Raw genomic sequence first — 17,923 nt, forward strand, 5'->3', positions numbered from 1 at the left:
AGCTACTCCTGTTTTTCAAAGAAGAAATCCGCCAGCGCGTATCCGCTGTCAAAATACGGTCCTTCGGCGCCGGATTTTTCATTAAACTGGCGGGACTTGTCCTCCGGCTTTTCCTTTCTGCTGTCGTAAATCACATAAGGCACCGGATCCGCCGAATGGGTCCGGATAGCGAGAGGCGTTCTGTGATCCGGAACGATCAGCGCGCGAAAATCCTCGCCCGCGCCGCGCAGATATTCCACGATCGGTTTCAAGACCTTCTGGTCGATGGAATGCATACACTCCAGTTTTCCCTCCATATCTCCCTGATGGGAACATTCATCCGGTCCTTCCAGATGCATATAGACGAAATCTTTTCCATCCTTGTATTCCCGGATGGCAGCCTGGGCTTTACCGTCAAAGTTGGTATGCAGGGTACCGGTAGCGCCCTCCACATCCACGGAGTTCAGCCCCGCGCAGATAGCGATTCCCTTAATCAGATCCACCGCGGAAATCGCGGTTCCCTTAATTCCGTATTTATCATAGAAAGAGGACAGGCTCGGCTTCCTTCCCTGACCCCAGATCCAAAGTGTATTGGCCGGATTCAGACCTCTGGCGATCCGATCCTGATTCACCGGATGGTCTTTTAGGATCTCATAACTTTTTTTCATCATATCCGTGAGGAATTCACTGCCTTCGCCCTTAGGCAGATGATCGCCCACTCTCTGGGTCAGAACATCGTGAGGCGGCGTCAGTTCATAATCGGTAGATCCATTATGCACAATCATGCAGTGGCGGTAGCTGACGCCGGTATAGAAATGAATCCGCTCATCGGCGAAAGCTTCATTGACCGCCTGAATCAGCTGATCCGCTTCCTCCGTCGTAATATCACCGGAACTGTGATCCGTAATAATCAGATCTTCATAGTCCCCCTCTCCCGTAAGGGTAATCAGGTTGACGCGGAACGCCACATCCGTGTCCGACATATTAATACCGATGCTGGCCGCTTCCAGAGGTGATCTTCCGGTCAGATACACGGAAGGATCGTATCCCATTACAGACAGATTGGCCGCGTCCGATCCCGGAGCGACTCCCGGCGGAATGGTCTTTACCGTTCCCACCTGTCCTTTGGCTGCCAGTTCGTTGATCATCGGAATATCCGCGGCTTCCAGAGGCGTCTTTCCGCCCAGCGCTTCAACCGGTTCATCTCCGGCTCCATCGGGAACCAGAATTAAATATTTCATACAAATCCTCCTGTAATCGGAAAAGCTTCCCTTCCGTAAAAGGGAAGCTTTTCGTTCTTTATTTATTTTCCGCTTCGAATTTTTTCATAAAGTCGATGAGGGCGTCTACGCCTTCCATCGGCATCGCGTTATAGATGCTGGCCCGCATGCCGCCGATGGAACGGTGTCCGTTGAGGTTATGCAGCCCTGCCGCTTTTCCCTCCGCGACAAACTTTTTATCCAGATCGCCGTTTCCGGTAACAAATACCACGTTCATCAGGGAACGATCCTGCTCTCTTACCGGGCAGGTGTAAAGCTGGCTGGAATCAATATAGTCATACAGTTTTTTCGCTTTCTTTACGTCCAGATCATGCATCGCTGCGATTCCGCCGATATTCTTAATGTGCTTGAATACTTCTCCCGCCACATAGATGCCAAAACAGTTGGGCGTATTATAGGCAGAGTCGTTTTCCGCGTGAACTTTGTAGTCCAGATAGGTCGGAACGGTTTCTTTCGCGAATCCGATCAGGTCTTCTCTCATAATTACAATGGTTACGCCGGACGGAGCGACATTTTTCTGCGCTCCCGCGTAAATCAGCCCGAATTTGGAAACGTCTATTTCCTCGGACAGAATGCAGGAGGACATGTCCGCCACCAGCGGAATATCTCCCGTATCCGGAATATACGGATAATGGGTTCCGTATATGGTGTTGTTAAATGTAATATGTACATAATCCGCGTCCGGCCGGAAATCCTCTTTCTTCACTTCCGGAATATAGGAGAATGTGGATTCTTCCGAAGACGCCACGATTTTAATGTCTCCGAATTTTTTCGCTTCCTTGGCAGCTTTCTTTGCCCAGGAACCGGTGATGATGTAATCGGCCTTTCCTGATTTTCTCAGAAGATTCAGGGGAACCATGGCAAACTGCAGCGTGCCGCCGCCCTGCAGGAACATTACCTTGTAGTTGTCCGGAATGTTCATAATCTCTCTCAGATCCTTTTCCGCCTCTTCCAGAATTGTTTTGAATTCTTTGGAGCGATGGCTCATCTCCATTACGGATTCTCCGCAGCCTTTATAGTTAGGCAGGTTCTCCGCTACGCTTTCGATTACCGAAAGGGGCAGCATGGATGGACCCGCAGAAAAATTGTAAGCTCTGTTATAACTCAATTTTTTCACCTCCGCTAAGACTTGATTTTAATTTCACAAATGATTTCCTATTATATCACTTTACTGGCCTGCGGTAAAGTGCTATAATTTAGGATAATTCAAAATATTAGAGAGGTGAAACCATGTATAAAATCGCAACCCTTAATAAAATATCACCGGTTGGCCTTTCCAGGCTTACGGATGGATATACAGTCATCGATAATACCGATGAGGCGAACGGCATTCTCGTTCGCAGCCAGGCCATGCACGATATGGAATTTTCGAGTGATCTGCTGGCAATCGGCCGCGCCGGCGCGGGTGTTAACAATATTCCCCTTGACCGCTGCGCCCAGGAGGGAATCGTCGTATTCAACACTCCCGGAGCCAACGCCAACGCGGTAAAAGAACTTGTCCTGGCGGGTATGCTGCTGGCCGCGAGAAATATCCCCGAAGGTCTTGCCTGGGCGAAGACGTTAGCCGGAACCGAAGGCGTCGGAAAAGCCGTTGAAAAAGGAAAAGGCCAGTTTGCCGGAACCGAGCTGAAGGGAAAAACGCTGGGCGTTATCGGACTGGGCGCCATCGGCGCCATGGTTGCCAACGCCGCTGAAAATCTGGGAATGGATGTAATCGGCTATGACCCGTTCCTCAGTGTCAAAGCGGCCCTCAGTCTGTCCACCACGGTCCGTGTTGTGGACAACCTCAAGGATCTGTATCCGAAATGTGATTATATCAGCATCCATGTTCCGGCGACTGACAGTACCAGCAAAATGGTAAACGCAGAAGCTTTCGCCCAGATGAAGGAGGGCGTTATCTTCCTGAACTTCTCCAGAGACAAGCTCATGGATGACGACGCGCTGGAAAAAGCCCTGGCTGACGGAAAAGTAAAAAAATATGTAACAGACTTTACGGATGATCGGGTCATCAACTTTGATCATACCATCGTACTGCCGCATCTGGGCGCGTCTTCAGCGGAGGCGGAAGAAAACTGCGCTTCCATGGCGGTGGATCAGATTATGGATTACATAGAAAACGGAAACATTGTAAACTCTGTGAACTTCCCGGCATGCAGCCTGGGGGCGAAGGCTGACGGCGCGTCAAGAGCCTGCATCATTCACAAAAACGTTCCCGGAATTCTTGAAAAAATCACCGGAGTCTTCGGAGATCTCGCAATTAATGTAGATAATATGATCAACAAGAGCAAAGGAGACTTCGCCTATACCCTGTTAGAAACTTCCGGCGGAATTTCAGAAGACGAACTGAAGGGAAAACTCGGAACAGACGAGTTTATCCGTGTAAGAGTTATTCAATAAGATCTCTGTAAAAAAGCATGCCGCATTTTTCATTCCAACGCGGCATGCTTTTTCTATTTTGTGCCCGGTCTCTGTACCGGCTTTCTTTTACTGAATTCTTCTGTATCGTCCCACACTTTGTTCACGAGGATTCCCAGGCAGAGCACCCAGGCTAAAAAGTAGAACCAGAATAGAATCGCTACAATCGAAGACAACGCGCCGTAAATAATATCATAATTTGCCACGCTCGTTGTATACCGGGCGTAGATCAGCGTCACAATCAGCATACCGCCTGACGCGAAAATGCTGCCGGGCAGGATTTTGCGGAACGGAACCCGGTTTGTGGGCAAAATATAGTAATTGTAGCTTACCATCAGAAAATAAAGAGCCAGCCCTAAAATCCAGCGCAGATACATCCAGATATTGTTGATATATTTATCCGCGTCCAGACTCAGCAAACGCACGACCGCCCGCAGCAAAAGATCTCCGTAACCCAGAATCACCAGGGCAAACGCGATTGTAAAAAGCGTCACGATCATCGTGCGCACCGCGCGAAACCGCTCTCTCCAGTATCCTCTTCCCGTTGTCTGCCCATCGGTAAAGGTATAATTGGTAATCCGCATAATGGCGAACTGCGCCCTGGACGCGGCCCAGAGGGCTACAACCAGGAAAACGATGTTTCCCGCGCCTGCCGGCGAAAATTCGATCAGCCTGTGCAGCGCGCTGGAAATTTCATTTCCGGTATACGCGCTGAGCCACTGAACGACATCTTCCACCGACATATTAAAGTAGCCCAGAATCTGTGTTAAAATCAAGAGAACCGGCACAATCGAAAGCAACAGATAAAAGGAGATCTGCGCGGCAAACCCCTGATAATACGGATCACGAAACCGCTTGATCCCTAAAAATACCATTTGTAAAAATCGTCGTTTCATAATTGCTCTCGCTTTACCTGTTTTCTTTTTCTCCGGTCTTCTGCTCCAGCAGCCTCCGCAATTCCCTCAGCGCGTTGGCTCTGTGGCTGATTTTATTTTTTTCTTCCGGCGGAAATTCTCCGAAAGTTATGGAATATCCCAGAGGCACAAACAGCGGATCATACCCGAATCCGTTGCTGCCCCGTTCTTCCAGTACAATATGCCCCTCCACTTCTCCCCGGGCCGTCAGAGTTTCTCCATCCGGATACACCATGGTAATCACAGATACAAACCGGCCGGTTCGTTTCTCATAAGGGACATCCTTAATCAATGATTTCAGTTTATCATTGTTAGCCTGATCGTTTCCATCTTCTCCCGCGAAGCGGGCGGAAAACACGCCCGGCGCTCCGTCCAGACAATCTACTTCCAGGCCGGAATCATCCGCGATCGTGATTTCACCGCAGAGCTTCATGATTTCATAAGCCTTTTTCCGGGAATTTTCTTCAAACGTGCTCCCGTCTTCCTCAATCTCCACATCCGGAACGCCGGCTTTGTCCCTGGGGATGATTTCCATTCCGAATTCCTTTGTGATCGCTTCGATTTCCTTGATTTTATGCTGATTTTTTGATGCAGCGACAATGATACTCATAAAAACTCCTCATCCTATAGTATGACCCATTCCGCGATTATTACTTCAGATTCCGCAGGAACCTACCGGAACTTTTCCGCCGACCGCGTCAATTATCGCGCGGGTTTTTTCTTCATCGAAATAGCTGCAGATTTCGATGAAATATACGCCCTGATCCGTCAGTTCTTTGGCGGCCGCCTTTGCCGCTTCCAGATCTTTTGTAAAACGTACATATGTATTGCATTCCTCATTTCTCAGCTCAAATTTCTGAGTATCCTCCACTCCATCCATTACAATGACAACGCCGAATTCTTTGAAAGAATCCAGAGCGTCCAGCTTCTTCTGTTCTTCCGGGAAAAAATTGACATGAAGAATCTCCATATCCCCTTTCACCGCTTTCCTCAGCCGCTGCGCCCGCTCATCATCAAAAGCGCCGCATAGATCGATCAGCTCATAGCCTTCCTGATCCAGCTTTTTCACCAATTCCTCGGCCATATCCATATCATTGACCCCGGCTACAAAGCTGCGGCTTTCGGAATTCTCATAAGTAAACGAATAGTTTTCCGGCGACGCGCCTTCCGCTTCTTCAATAAATGCGTACTTAAACATAATGCCCTCCTTCTTTATATTCCGTTCAAACAACTGGAATTAGTTGCATTATTATACCATATTGTTTCTGGACTTTCTACTCCCTGTGCGGTAGAATACCTGTAGATTTGCTTTGAAAGGAGTTTGTATTTATGAAAATTGTCATGCTTGACGGGCATACCATCAACCCCGGCGATCTTTCCTGGAACGCGCTTTCTGAAATCGGAGAGCTGGAGGTTTATGACGCTACAGAGCCGGATCAGATGCTTTCCCGCATTGGAGACGCGGAAATCCTGCTGACCAGCAAATGTCTGATTACAAGAGATTTGATGATGAAATGTCCTTCTTTAAAATATATCGGCTCCATGGCTACCGGTTACAATAATATTGATGTGGACGCCGCCGGAGAGCTCGGCATCGCGGTTACCTATATCCCGGCCTATTCGACAGACGCGGTCGCCCAGCATACGATCGCGCTGATACTGGAACTATGCAACCACGCAGGTCTTCATAACACCTCTGTAAAAAAAGGCGACTGGCACGACTGCCCGTATTTCTGCTACTGGAAAGAACCCCTCGTCCTTTTGAAGGGCAAATCCCTGGGGATTGTCGGCTATGGCCAGATCGGAAGAAGGGTCGCGGAAATCGCGAAGGCGCTGGGAATGGAAATTCATGTGTACAGCAAAGAGCCTGACGCAGCCGTAAAGTCCGATTTTGTCACGCTCCACTGCCCTCTTACAAAAGAAAACGCGAACTTTGTCAACACAGAATTTATCGAAAGGATGAAGCCCGGAGCTGTTCTGATCAATACCGCAAGAGGCGGGCTGGTTGACGAAGCGGCTCTCGCGGACGCTCTGAAATCCGGTCGTTTGCGCGCCGCCGCCGTGGATGTACTTGCCCAGGAGCCTCCTTCCTCCGATCATCCTCTGATCGCTTTGGAAAACTGTATTATCACGCCGCATCTGGCCTGGACTCCGACCGAAATGCGCCAGACTATCTGCAGGGTTCTGGCAGACAACCTGAGCAGTTTTCTTCAGGGCGGAACGCTCAACCGGGTAGATTTATAATTAAGACGTCATTCCGAAATACAGACGGATTCCCCGGTAGATTCCCCTGGCAAAGCTTTCCGGATCGCTGGTCAGCAGATACAGATCGTTTGCGTTTGTCATGTATCCCATTTCCACAAGCACGGCCGGCATGGAAGTCGCGCGCAGCACATACAGACTCGGACGTATGAATACGCCCCGGTTCCTCAGACCGGTCATATCATGCAGGCCTTCCAGAATCCGCCCTGCCAGTGTGTAAGCCGGCGTGGATTCACTATACACATAGGCTTCGCTGCCGCTGGCGGAAGTGTTGGTACTGGTATTGCAATGCAGGCTGACAAAATAATCGGCGCCCCAGGTGTTGGCCTCATAGACCCTGGCCTGCAGACTGGTGGCGTTGCTGGTTCCCAGCTGCTCTTCCGGCGTATCGCGGGAAAGCCTCACGTCAAAATCAGGATCCGCCCGGAGCAGCGCCGCCAGGCGCACTCCCACCTCATAATTGATATCCTGCTCTCTGACCCCGTTCACCTCAGCTCCGGCATTCGGGTTCTGGGGATTATGTCCCTGATCGACAAATATTTTAATCGCCATATGGTGCATATCTCCTTTCTTTTTCAGTTTTTTTATCCTATGCGGCAACGCTCCTTTTTGTTCTTATCCCAACGATTTTCCTTTTTTCGCTAAAAAAGCTCTTTTTTTGCGAAAATCCGGCATGGAAATAGGGAAAGCATATTGATCCGACCATCATTCCTCTGTATAATGATTACGTTTCTAACAGCATGTAAAGAATCAAAATTATTGTAATGAATTCCGGTAAAATGAAAGGAGAACAAGAGATCAAATGACAGTTTCATTAGGAGAATTTATCTCCCAGCTCGGTTCCAGTCCTGTGTTGGTGGTTACCGTTCTGCTGACTCTGGGGGTCGTTCTTGTGAACGGATGGACCGACGCGCCAAACGCGATCGCGACCTGCGTATCGACTCAGGCAATCTCTGCCAAAGCAGCCATACTGATGGCCGCTGTCTTTAATTTTCTCGGTGTTTTCGTCATGACGCTGGTAAACGCCAGCGTCGCGACCACAATCTACAATATGGTGGATTTCGGCGGAAACCCTGATGACGCTTTGGTCGCGCTGTGCGCTTCTTTATTCGCCATTGTGGTCTGGGCAACCGCGGCCTGGTGGTTTGGAATACCAACCAGCGAAAGCCACGCTCTGATCGCCGGCATTTCCGGCGCCGCCATTGCTCTGCACGGCGGAATGGGCGGAATCAACGGTTCCGAATGGATCAAAGTAATCTACGGACTGGGGCTTTCCACCGTACTGGGCTTCGGGTTCGGCTGGCTTGCCGTCAAAATCGTCGAGCTTGTGTGCAAGCGAATGGATCGCCGCAAAACCCTCGGCTTCTTCCGCTATGGACAGGTTGCCGGCGGCGCGACGATGGCGTTCATGCACGGCGCCCAGGACGGTCAGAAATTTATGGGCGTTTTTATGCTCGGCGTCTTCCTTGTAAACGGACAGGCCAATGTTTCCAATTTTGAAATTCCCATCTGGCTGATGGTTCTGTGCAGCGCCGTCATGGCCCTGGGGACTTCCATCGGCGGCCACCGCATTATTAAATCCGTGGGCATGGATATGGTAAAGATGGAAAAATACCAGGGATTTTCCGCGGACATTGCCGGCACGGGCTGTCTGCTCCTGTCCTCGGTTACCGGAATTCCGGTATCTACGACGCATACAAAGACTGTTGCCATCATGGGCGTGGGGGCGGCCAGAAGGCTCTCCAACGTAAACTGGGGTGTTGTCCGTGAAATGGTGCTGACCTGGATTCTTACGTTTCCGGGCTGCGGTCTGATCGGATTTCTTATGGCAAAATTGTTTATGTGGTTATTCTGATAATACAAAGGAGAAGGCATTATGGGAAAAAAGGAAAAAAATTATTATTTTGAAACATTTATAAAGAGTGTTTCTTACTGTCACGACGCCGCGGCAATGCTGCGGGACTGTTTTGACAATTATACATCAATCGATCTGCCGAAAAGTATTGAGGCCATGCATGATATCGAACACGCGGCAGATGAAATCAAACATGAAATGATGAACCGTCTGGTTAAGGAGTTTCTGCCTCCCCTTGAACGGGAAGATATCGTCGAACTGGCGCATGCTATCGACGATGTTACCGACAGCATTGAGGATGTGCTGCTGGGCATGTACATGTCCAATACTACAGAACTTCGCGAGGACGCGAAAACCTTCGCGAAAATCATCTATGACTGCTGCTGCGGTCTGCAAAAAATCGCCGCGGAATTCCACAACTTCCGCAAATCAGCGCTTCTCCGCGAAATCATTGTGGAGATCAATCGCCTGGAGGAGGAGGGCGACCGTCTCTACGTAGATGCTACTCGGCGTCTCTATATGGAGGAGACCGATCCGGTAAAAATCTTTGCCTGGTCCTCCATCTACGGGCGTCTGGAGCGGTGCTGCGACAGTTGCGAGGATGTCGCCGATATGGTGGAGCAGATTGTAATGAAAAACAGCTGATGATTCTATCTTTAAATCGCGCAGTGAAAAACCGGGAGCAATAAACTCCCGGTTTATTATTTCATAGGAATCCCCTGTACACTTTGTCGGAGCGGCATTCAGAAGCTCGCCCAACAGCGTCTGTCTGGCCGTTCCGCCCCTGAATGGGGATCACATGCAGTTCCCAGCAAAATAAATCTTCGATTTTTTCTCCATATGGAGGCTTGCCCATATGAAAAAATTTCTGCATCGGTATTGTCATTCCAAACTGCATGAATCGTCAGTTTCTCCTTTTTTCGCTAAAAATCGCCTAAAAACGATTTATATGCCCGATAGGCTTCGTACACATCTGCCTTGGAAACGACTTCCCACGGCGCGTGCATATTCAGTACCGGCACGCCCGCGTCGATAACATTCATGTTGTAATTCCCCATGATGTAAGCGATGGTTCCGCCGCCGCCCTGATCGACTTTTCCCAGTTCCGCGGTCTGATAGTTGACTTTCGCGTCATCCAGAATCTTTCTGAGCTGGGCGATATATTCCGGGTTAGCGTCGTTGCAGCCGCTCTTTCCTCTGGCGCCGGTGTATTTGTTGAATACAATCCCGTGCCCCAGGAAAGCGGCGTTTTTCTTGTCGCTGACACTCAGATACAGCGGGTCCAGTCCCGCGCTGACATCGCTGGAGAGCATCTTTGTATTTTTAAGGGCTCTGCGGACTTTAATCAGCGATTCTCCCTCCATGCAGGCCATCAGTTCCGCGATAGTATTTTCCATAAACAGAGACTGGGCGCCTGTGGCTCCCACGCTTCCAATTTCCTCTTTATCCACCAGGAAGCAGCAGTTTGTATACTGGCAGGACTCCACATCTAAAATCGCGGCAAGGGATGTATAGGCGCATACCCGGTCATCATGCCCGTATCCCATGATCATGCTGCGGTCCAGTCCGTAATCCCTCGCTTTGCCGCTGGGAACCACTTCGATTTCCGCGCTGAGGAAGTCCTCTTCCTCAATGCCGTAGTTTTCTTTTAAAATCCGCAGGATATTGGCTTTTACCGCTTCCCTTTCTTTCTCATCTTCCGCCGCCTCTTTCAGAGGAATGCTGCCGATGGTAACGTCCAGATTTTCGCCTTCCACGATTTTCGCGCCTGTTTTTTTCATCTGATCCGCCGCCAGATGGATCAAAAGATCGCTGACTCCGAATACCGGATCCTCTTCCTTCTCGCCGATGACAAAATCGACACTTGTCCCGTCTTTTTTCACGATTACGCCGTGCAGCGCCAAGGGCAGCGTTACCCACTGGTATTTTTTAATGCCGCCATAATAATGGGTGTCGAAAAGGGCAAAGCCTTCGCTCTCATAAAGAGGATTCTGCTTTAAGTCCAGACGCGGCGAGTCAATGTGCGCGCCTAAAATCCGCAGTCCTTCTTCCAGCGGTTTTTCCCCGATGACAAACAGGGCGACATTTTTGTTCATGTTCACCGCGTAAACTTTATCGCCCGGTTTTAAAGAGTCCCCTGCTTTCAGGACTTCCTCCAGATCGCGGAATCCTTTTTCCTCCGCCATCCGCAGAGTCAGCCGGGCACACGCCCGTTCCGTCTTGCCCTCTGAAAGAAAGGCCTTGTAACCTTCGCTGAATTCCATTACCTTTTTCATCTCTTCATCCGTGTATTTTTTCCACGCGTTTTCTTTGTACATGTTGTTTTCTCCTCGCTTTCCTGTTCTATTTTTCATGATCGCGTTTATTCGCGGTTATATACCTGCGGCTGCGGTTTATCGGCTTTTTCCCGATAAAGATTCACTCGATACTTTCAGTATACCATCTCTTCCAAAAAATAGACACGCAAAATTTTCGTTGCCAGCCAGAATACATAGGCATCCGGGTAGCGCGAACAAATCACTTGTAATTTCCTTTAGAGGCCGCGCAGCGCGAATCAATCGCAAAAAAACAGAGAAAATTGCGTTTTTTAGGGCCATTCCATTTTCATACTCCCTCGTTTCCTTCGGGGACAACCAAATCCGCAATTTTACATTCAAAGCGCCTTAATTGTTCGCATTTCGTTTTGCTCGGCGCCATCCAACGGATTTTTTACAAAAGATGTTCGCGGTGATGTTATACGAGCAGGCGGCTGCAAATTGTATCTTCTTAAGAGAACGCCGAAAAGGAGCCCGCTTGGTTTCCCGGGCTCCTTGAATTATTTATTTTTACGTTTCTTTACACACTCTGCCAGAAGATACTCAATCTGTCCGTTAATCGACCGAAAGTCCTCTTCCGCCCACCTGGCGATTTCATCCCACAAAGACGGCGCGATCCTAAGAAGAATCTGTTTTTTCTTTTTTTCGGACTCCTTCAGCTTTTTCTCTCTGGCCTTGATTTCCTGCTCCATTTTTTCCAGCTTTTCCAGCTTTTTCTGGAGCTGCTCTTCCTTTTTCTCCAGTTCTTCTTTCATAGGCTGGCCTCTTTAGTAAATGGTTCCGCTGTTGACTACCGGCTGCGCTTCCTTGTCACCGCAGAGTACGACCAGCAGATTGCTTACCATGGCCGCCTTTCGTTCTTCGTCCAGAAGGACAATTTCTTCTTCACCCAGTTGATCCAGCGCCGTTTTTACCATGCCCACCGCTCCGGTCACGATCTTCTGCCTTGCCGCGATGATAGCCGCCGCCTGCTGTCTCCGGAGCATAGCCGCCGCGATTTCCTCCGCATAGGACAGATGGGTAATCCGAACCTCCAGCACTTCCAGGCCCGCGTCCTCGACCCGCTGCTGCAGTCTGTTTTTCATCATATCGGCGATTTCCTGGCTGCTGCCGCGCAGAGTTTTCTCCTCAGTATCGGTTTCCTCAATACTGTCGTACGGATACTGCCTTGCGATGCTGCGGATGGTGGAGTCGCACTGTGTGGACAGATACTGAAAATAATTATCCACGTTAAATACCGCTTTTGTCGGGTTTTCTACTCTCCAGACGACAATCGCTCCGATGATAATCGGGTTTCCCATGGCGTCGTTTACTTTCTGGGTACCGTTATTAAACGTCAGAACCTTTGTAGAAACCTTTTTGTTTATGGACGGCTTTTTCTCCTTATTCTTTTTCGAACTTTCACTCAGCTCCTGCAAAAGACCCTCTGACTCATTCTGTTTTTCCGCGATGGGATTCCTGGCTGTTACGAACGGGTTCACAAAGAAGAATCCGTGATCCTTTATTGTACCGTAATACTTACCGAACAAAGTCAAAACCAGCGCTTCATTCGGATTGATGATTTTCAGCCCTCCCAGCAGCACGCACGCGATACAGAATACGACAGCCGCCGCCACAATCACAGCAGCCAGCGCAGCCATAGCTCCCCATACAATCGCTCCCACACAAATCAGCATCACCAGAATCAGTATCAGCATCATTGCCATTCCATTTGCAGGCTTTAAAACTTTTTCTTCAATTTGCGTATTTACAAAGTTCTTTTCCATCTGTTCCTCCTTATTTTCCCGCTCATTTTCCATGCGCCTTCATTCACTCTTTATATTTTACAGCGGTTCCGTAGGCAATTACTTCGGCAGTCGCGTCCATAATCGCGGATGTGGCGTACTCCATCATGATAATCGCGTCCGCTCCCATTTTTTCCGCTTCCGCAACCATCCTCTGCGTGGCCACCTCTCTCGCCTCGTTGAGCATATCCGTATATCCGCGAAGCTCTCCGCCGACCACATTTTTCAATCCCGCCATGATGTCTTTTCCTATGTGTCTTGCCTGTACGACGTTCCCCTTGACGATTCCCAGCGCTTCAATTTCTTTTCCGGGAACGTAATTAATAGTCAGTATCAACATCTTGCTTCCTCCTCTTATTTTTATATCTTTATGATATCATAATAATATCATACTAATTTTCTTTGTCAAGGTTTTTTATGAAAAGATAGAGGACGCTCTGCATATATCGGAGCGGTTGGGGAGAAGGAGCATGGAAACAGGCGTTTTGCAGATGGGCGAGCAAACAGAGCGTGCGCCAGTGCACACCGTCATGACTTTTTTTCGGATTGCGTATACAAATCGTCCACACCAGGCCTGTAATTTGTGATATTGCGTATAAAACTGCTCCGAATGTCTGGAAATTTAGAGAAAATTCGTTTTAAAAGCATGGAAAAACGGGGCGATGTATACGCAGTCGGCAAAATCTGCCCCTGGGTGTGCACCGTCCCGTTTTCCGTAATCTTATTTAATTTATATCGGACATACAGAAGCCGCGTCCCCTTATCCTCGGATCCGGTGATACCGCCCCGCGACCGGAAGTATACAAGCGGCGATCACAAAGGCGATGATAAACGCGACCAGGAACAAAGTCGTCCCGGAAAAGGCGGATACCAGCAGCGCCGACAGAAACTGGCCCAGAAACATCGCCATGGTGCAGAAGCTGATATTCAGTCCCTTCTTTTCCGGCGTGCTTTTGTTGACAATCAGACTGTTAAACAACGGCGTGGAACAGCCAAAGCCCAGTCCGGCGAAAAATACCGCGATCCATAAAACGACCGCATGGCCCGACAGGAAGTACAGAAGAAAGGCAATTCCATAACAGCAGAACGCGATGGTCAGACAACCTTTTTCCTGTATTTTTCTTACAATATTGGGCATAAACCCTGCCGCCAGGACCGCGATTAAGTCCAGCGCCGCCAGATAGTAGCCTGTGAAGGAAGGGCTGTACCCCAGCTCTGTCTGCAGATAAATCGGCAGCGACACCATGGCTGTAAAAAACATCAGCATTCCCAGGAAGGCAATCAGCAGCACCAGCGGTATCGGCACGCCTTTTCCCGCGCCCTGCGATTCCTCCTGCGACTGTTCCTCTGCGGCTCTTCCGCATCTTGGCACGAAGAAAATCAAAAGAAGAAAGGCTAAGATACCAAGCCCATAGATATAAAACGGGCAGCGCCATGAAATATCCGCCAGCACTCCGCTGATACTGAGGAAAATCACGCCGCCGAATTCCATGGACATTCCCTGTACCGCGATCAATCTCAGCTGACGTTCCCCCTGGAAGAAAGCGGCAATCAGCGCGACGGCCGAGCTCATAATCGCCGCTGTCGCTACGCCCAAAAGAAACCGATCCACGAAAATGGCCACGGCATTTGGCATATAACCTCCGGCTACGCCGAAAATCCCATACAGCAGCAATCCGAAAAACGCGACCCAGTAAGGGCCTTTTCGGTCAATCAGCTTCCCGAAAAAAACAGCCGACGCCACTACCCCCAGAGCCGGAGCCGTCACCAGCCAGGAAGCGTAATTTCCGAGTCCGTATACCTCTCCCAACTGAGGAAGCGCCGGCGTAATCGCGTTGCCTACCATGACGGTCAGACTGCTGGCAAGCATAATCGCCACTACCCCGGGAATTCCAATTTTCCTTGTGTTTTGTCTTTGTTCCATAGTTACTCCTTTCATCATTTCGGATTTCTTCCGGATCGAGCGCATGAAAAAAGGCACCTTCTTTCGATGCCTTCTCTATTCATTATCTTCTAAAAATAAGTACGCAAAAGAAAGCATCCACGCTTTCTTCTCTCATCCAGACTTTACTGTCGGCTCCGGGTTCTGACCGGATTAGCTTTCGCTCGCGGGCTGTACCGCCGGTAGAGATCACTCTTCTAGAAGAAATCTGCCTGTTATGTATTTCATGGTTTATGGTACCAGAGCAATGCTGCGTTTGTCAAGGTACGGGCAAAAAATTTTCAATCTCATCCCCTCCCGTGGGACACAACATGAATAGGTATGCGCAGGCAAAGCACATCGTAAGCTCTTAGAACGCAAAAAGGTGTACTTAAGTTTAAAATTCTTCATATTATACACATTTGAGAAGCCTCCCAAAGCTGCGCTTTTGCGCAAACAAGAATGATTCGTACTATCGTTGTATAAATACTCTGTATTCGAGCATATTCTACAAATTTCGACAAATATTCTTTCAGGGACTTCAAACGGGACCAAGTAAAAATGTGTGCAAAGAAACTAAAAAAGCATCTCTGTACACATTTTGATGATTTCCTCAATAGTTTGCTTTCCAGCCTTCGCATTCCGAATCCCGGATCAAACCTGTAAATATGCCAGGTCCTCCACTCTCCTGCCCAAATCGGTTTTGCAGGTAGGAAGAATCTGTTCCAGGTTCATCCTTTTATCGTAAACCGACAAAGCCCCGCTGACTCCGAAGGCGTCCAGCGCGCGGCGGACATCCGGCTCCACATATCCGGCAACAGCTACCACCGGCACATGAAATTTCCGGGCATGCCGCACGACACCGGCAATCACTTTCCCGTCAAAGCTCTGCTGATCCAGCTTTCCCTCTCCGGTTATCACCAGATCACAGCTCTGCAGCATCTGATCAAAATTCACAACCTCCAGCAGCAGTTCGATTCCGGAAACCAGACTGCCGCCTAAAAACGCGCAAACCCCTGCCCCCATAGCTCCGGCCGCGCCGCTTCCGGGAATACGGCTTACATCCATCCCCAGTTCCCTTTTTATCACTTCTGAAAAAGCTCGCAGATTCCGATCCAGCACCTGGATTTCTTCTGTATCCGCCCCCTTCTGCGGGCCGAAAATATACGCGGCGCCTTTTTCTCCGAACATGGGATTTTCTATATCACACATTCCCTGAATTTCAACACCTGAAAGCATCTTTTCCGCCCCGCTGTTATCAATGGATACAACGTCTTCCAGCGAATCTCCCGAGGGGACAAAGCAGCTTCCGTCCTTTCGAAAAAAACGGGTTCCCAAGGCTGCCGCCATTCCGGCGCCCCCGTCGTTGGTGCAGCTTCCCCCCAGTCCCAGAATCACACCGCGGCAGCCGGACCGGACCGCATGAGCGATCAACTGTCCCACCCCGTAAGTCGAGGCTTTTCCGGGATCACGCTTTCCACAGGCCAGAGGCAGTCCGGCAGCCGCCGCCATTTCCACGACTGCCGTATCGCCTTTCACAACTCCGTAAAAGCTTTCAATCTCTTCTCCAAATGGGCCCTGTACCCTCACATTTCTTTTTTCTCCGCCAATAGCGCGGACGAAACAATCCACCGTTCCCTCGCCTCCATCCGCGATGGGAATTCCGCAGATCTGACAGTGAGGAAAAAGGTTCCGCACCTTTTCCGAAATCACATCGCAGACCTCAACCGAGGACATGGTTCCTTTAAAAGAATCTGGTACAATCACGCACTTTTTCATAGTTCCCCTTCACCTTGCCTTATTGATTGCCTGTTAAATAACCATTCCGAAAATCAGGTAGAGTATCGCGCTGAGCGCAACCGGTATAATGGTAAGCGGGATGGCGGTCTTCGCGTAATCCGTATTCTGAATCTGCGTTCCGGCCGAAATCAGCGTAACGGCATCCGCGTAAAAACAGGTGTGGCTGGCGAAAACCGTTCCCGATATAATCGCCGCGCCTACGAGATATACATTAGCGTCCACCGCAACCGCCAGCGGCAGAATAATCGGCGCGACAATAGCGATGATTCCCCAGAAGCTTCCGCAGGCAAACGCAAGGAAGGCAACCAGCAGAAACGCGATAACCGGCAGCAGTCCAGGACTAAGCAAAGGCTCTACCTTGTCGATAATATATGGAGTCAGTCCCAATTCTTCATTGGCTTTCCCCAGAATAAAGGAGGTCAGCACCAGACCGGTCACAAAACTCATACTGGTAAACCCCTTAAAAGATATATCACAAAATTCGGCTACTGTCATGAGTTTTTGCGGAATAAACATTACCGCGCATACGATAATCGTGACAACGCCGCCCATTAGAATGTCGCCGTCTGTTACAATGGTGGCAATGACAAAGACTACCATAGGAACAATAAAGTTAACTGCCCTCGCTTTAGACGGATCCATCTCTTCCTTGACTTCTTCCATCGTGCCTTTTTCCAGCTGTTCATAATAGCTTGGCGGAAAAACCTGCCCCTGCGCCGCGCGCTGTTCTGCCTTTCTCATCGGTCCGAACAACGGGATTATTTTCAGCGCGAACAGCGGTGCCAGAATCACTGCCAACCAGGCGTAAAACATATAGGGAATGGACTGAATATACGCGCCCAGGCTCGTTCCGTCGCTTCCCATAATCTCCAGGGATTCATACTGTCCGGACATAAATACGGCCCAGGATGAAATAGGAATCAGCACACACACGGCAGCTCCGGTACTATTGATTAAATATGCCAGGAATTCCCGTGAAACCTTGAACTTATCCGTTACATTCCGCATAGCCACGCTGACGCCCAGATTATTCAAATAATCGTCAATAAAAATCAAAATTCCTAATATCCATGTGGAAATCAGCGCCACGCCTCTGGTTTTCGCGAATTTAGTACCCAACTGCGACAGTCCCTGCGCGCCTCCGGATTTTTCCAGCAGCATGATGATCACGCCGAACACCCCGAATACGAGAATATACCAGGCGGATTCTCCGAAAACCTCCTGAGCCGCGGCGACCCATTCAGACAAGAAATTCTGTTTTTCCAGAATGACAAACCCTACCAGAGAACCTACAATCAAGCACTCCAGGGTCCGTTTTGTAATCAGCGCCGATACAATTACAACCACTACCGGCAACAGACTGATTATCCCGTAAGTATTACTGGCATCCATTCTATT

17 protein-coding genes and 1 riboswitch are annotated in these 17,923 nt (G+C 49.4%); of the genes, 4 read left to right on the forward strand and 13 right to left on the reverse strand.

All coding sequences use genetic code 11. From position 1 onward, the window contains the following. Positions 1-2: 2 nt before the first annotated feature. Together H9L42_RS03720 and serC are read right to left on the reverse strand one after the other, a co-directional pair. Positions 3-1,220, reverse strand: a complete 1,218-nt coding sequence (locus H9L42_RS03720; RefSeq protein ID WP_187302060.1) for a cofactor-independent phosphoglycerate mutase — start codon at positions 1,218-1,220, stop codon at positions 3-5. Positions 1,221-1,278: 58 nt separating this feature from the next. Continuing rightward, positions 1,279-2,367, reverse strand: a complete 1,089-nt coding sequence (gene serC, locus H9L42_RS03725) for a 3-phosphoserine/phosphohydroxythreonine transaminase (RefSeq protein ID WP_187302061.1) — start codon at positions 2,365-2,367, stop codon at positions 1,279-1,281. A gap of 122 nt (positions 2,368-2,489) precedes the next feature. Here serC and H9L42_RS03730 point away from each other — a divergent pair, with 122 nt between their 5' ends. After that, complete coding sequence (locus H9L42_RS03730; RefSeq protein WP_187302062.1) at positions 2,490-3,656, forward strand: 3-phosphoglycerate dehydrogenase family protein; 1,167 nt, start codon at positions 2,490-2,492, stop codon at positions 3,654-3,656. A gap of 53 nt (positions 3,657-3,709) precedes the next feature. Here the strand turns inward: H9L42_RS03730 and H9L42_RS03735 are convergent, their stop codons facing one another. Genes H9L42_RS03735 through H9L42_RS03745 form a run of 3 tightly spaced genes read right to left on the reverse strand, consistent with a single transcriptional unit; the run spans position 3,710 to position 5,786 of the window. Then, positions 3,710-4,570 carry a YihY/virulence factor BrkB family protein gene (locus H9L42_RS03735; protein ID WP_187302063.1) on the reverse strand — a complete coding sequence of 287 codons (861 nt, stop codon included), beginning with the start codon at positions 4,568-4,570 and terminating at the stop codon, positions 3,710-3,712. A 13-nt stretch (positions 4,571-4,583) separates the two neighbouring features. After that, positions 4,584-5,198: an RdgB/HAM1 family non-canonical purine NTP pyrophosphatase gene (gene rdgB / locus H9L42_RS03740; RefSeq protein ID WP_187302064.1), complete on the reverse strand. Its 615-nt coding sequence runs from the start codon at positions 5,196-5,198 to the stop codon at positions 4,584-4,586. 45 nt (positions 5,199-5,243) lie between these two features. Next, on the reverse strand, positions 5,244-5,786 hold the full coding sequence (locus tag H9L42_RS03745; protein ID WP_187302065.1) for a DUF6506 family protein: 543 nt from the start codon (positions 5,784-5,786) through the stop codon (positions 5,244-5,246). 131 nt (positions 5,787-5,917) lie between these two features. On the opposite strand from H9L42_RS03745, the gene H9L42_RS03750 reads away from it, so the two are divergent. Then, the gene (locus H9L42_RS03750) at positions 5,918-6,832 is read left to right on the forward strand and encodes a D-2-hydroxyacid dehydrogenase (protein ID WP_187302066.1); all 915 of its coding nucleotides are present in this window, start codon (positions 5,918-5,920) and stop codon (positions 6,830-6,832) included. Here the strand turns inward: H9L42_RS03750 and H9L42_RS03755 are convergent, their stop codons facing one another. Beyond that, positions 6,833-7,402 (reverse strand): N-acetylmuramoyl-L-alanine amidase family protein, encoded by a 570-nt coding sequence (locus H9L42_RS03755; RefSeq protein WP_187302067.1) that lies wholly within the window; start codon positions 7,400-7,402, stop codon positions 6,833-6,835. A gap of 250 nt (positions 7,403-7,652) precedes the next feature. On the opposite strand from H9L42_RS03755, the gene H9L42_RS03760 reads away from it, so the two are divergent. Both H9L42_RS03760 and H9L42_RS03765 read left to right on the forward strand, forming a co-directional pair. After that, a complete protein-coding gene (locus tag H9L42_RS03760; protein WP_187302068.1) occupies positions 7,653-8,705 on the forward strand; it encodes an inorganic phosphate transporter in 1,053 nt (350 codons plus the stop codon). A 21-nt stretch (positions 8,706-8,726) separates the two neighbouring features. Next, positions 8,727-9,350 carry a DUF47 domain-containing protein gene (locus tag H9L42_RS03765; RefSeq protein WP_187302069.1) on the forward strand — a complete coding sequence of 208 codons (624 nt, stop codon included), beginning with the start codon at positions 8,727-8,729 and terminating at the stop codon, positions 9,348-9,350. A gap of 278 nt (positions 9,351-9,628) precedes the next feature. On the opposite strand, the gene H9L42_RS03770 is transcribed toward H9L42_RS03765, so the two are convergent. The 7 genes from H9L42_RS03770 to H9L42_RS03800 form a co-directional block, all read right to left on the reverse strand. Further along, complete coding sequence (locus H9L42_RS03770; protein ID WP_187302070.1) at positions 9,629-11,023, reverse strand: aminopeptidase; 1,395 nt, start codon at positions 11,021-11,023, stop codon at positions 9,629-9,631. 497 nt (positions 11,024-11,520) lie between these two features. Next, positions 11,521-11,775: a type II toxin-antitoxin system antitoxin gene (locus H9L42_RS03775; RefSeq protein WP_346726283.1), complete on the reverse strand. Its 255-nt coding sequence runs from the start codon at positions 11,773-11,775 to the stop codon at positions 11,521-11,523. A gap of 12 nt (positions 11,776-11,787) precedes the next feature. Further along, positions 11,788-12,786, reverse strand: coding sequence for an SPFH domain-containing protein (locus H9L42_RS03780; RefSeq protein WP_187302071.1), 999 nt, complete (start codon positions 12,784-12,786; stop codon positions 11,788-11,790). Between the two features lie 43 nt (positions 12,787-12,829). Continuing rightward, complete coding sequence (locus H9L42_RS03785; RefSeq protein ID WP_187302072.1) at positions 12,830-13,144, reverse strand: YbjQ family protein; 315 nt, start codon at positions 13,142-13,144, stop codon at positions 12,830-12,832. 420 nt (positions 13,145-13,564) lie between these two features. After that, complete coding sequence (locus H9L42_RS03790) at positions 13,565-14,728, reverse strand: MFS transporter (RefSeq protein WP_187302073.1); 1,164 nt, start codon at positions 14,726-14,728, stop codon at positions 13,565-13,567. A 120-nt stretch (positions 14,729-14,848) separates the two neighbouring features. Then, a riboswitch (FMN riboswitch) is annotated at positions 14,849-14,956 on the reverse strand. A 423-nt stretch (positions 14,957-15,379) separates the two neighbouring features. Beyond that, on the reverse strand, positions 15,380-16,504 hold the full coding sequence (locus H9L42_RS03795) for a glycerate kinase family protein (RefSeq protein WP_187302074.1): 1,125 nt from the start codon (positions 16,502-16,504) through the stop codon (positions 15,380-15,382). A 33-nt stretch (positions 16,505-16,537) separates the two neighbouring features. Continuing rightward, complete coding sequence (locus H9L42_RS03800) at positions 16,538-17,917, reverse strand: Na+/H+ antiporter NhaC family protein (RefSeq protein WP_187302075.1); 1,380 nt, start codon at positions 17,915-17,917, stop codon at positions 16,538-16,540. Positions 17,918-17,923 lie beyond the last annotated feature (6 nt).

Source organism: Zhenpiania hominis, from assembly GCF_014333425.1.
Lineage (GTDB): Bacteria > Bacillota > Clostridia > Peptostreptococcales > Anaerovoracaceae > Hominibacterium > Hominibacterium hominis.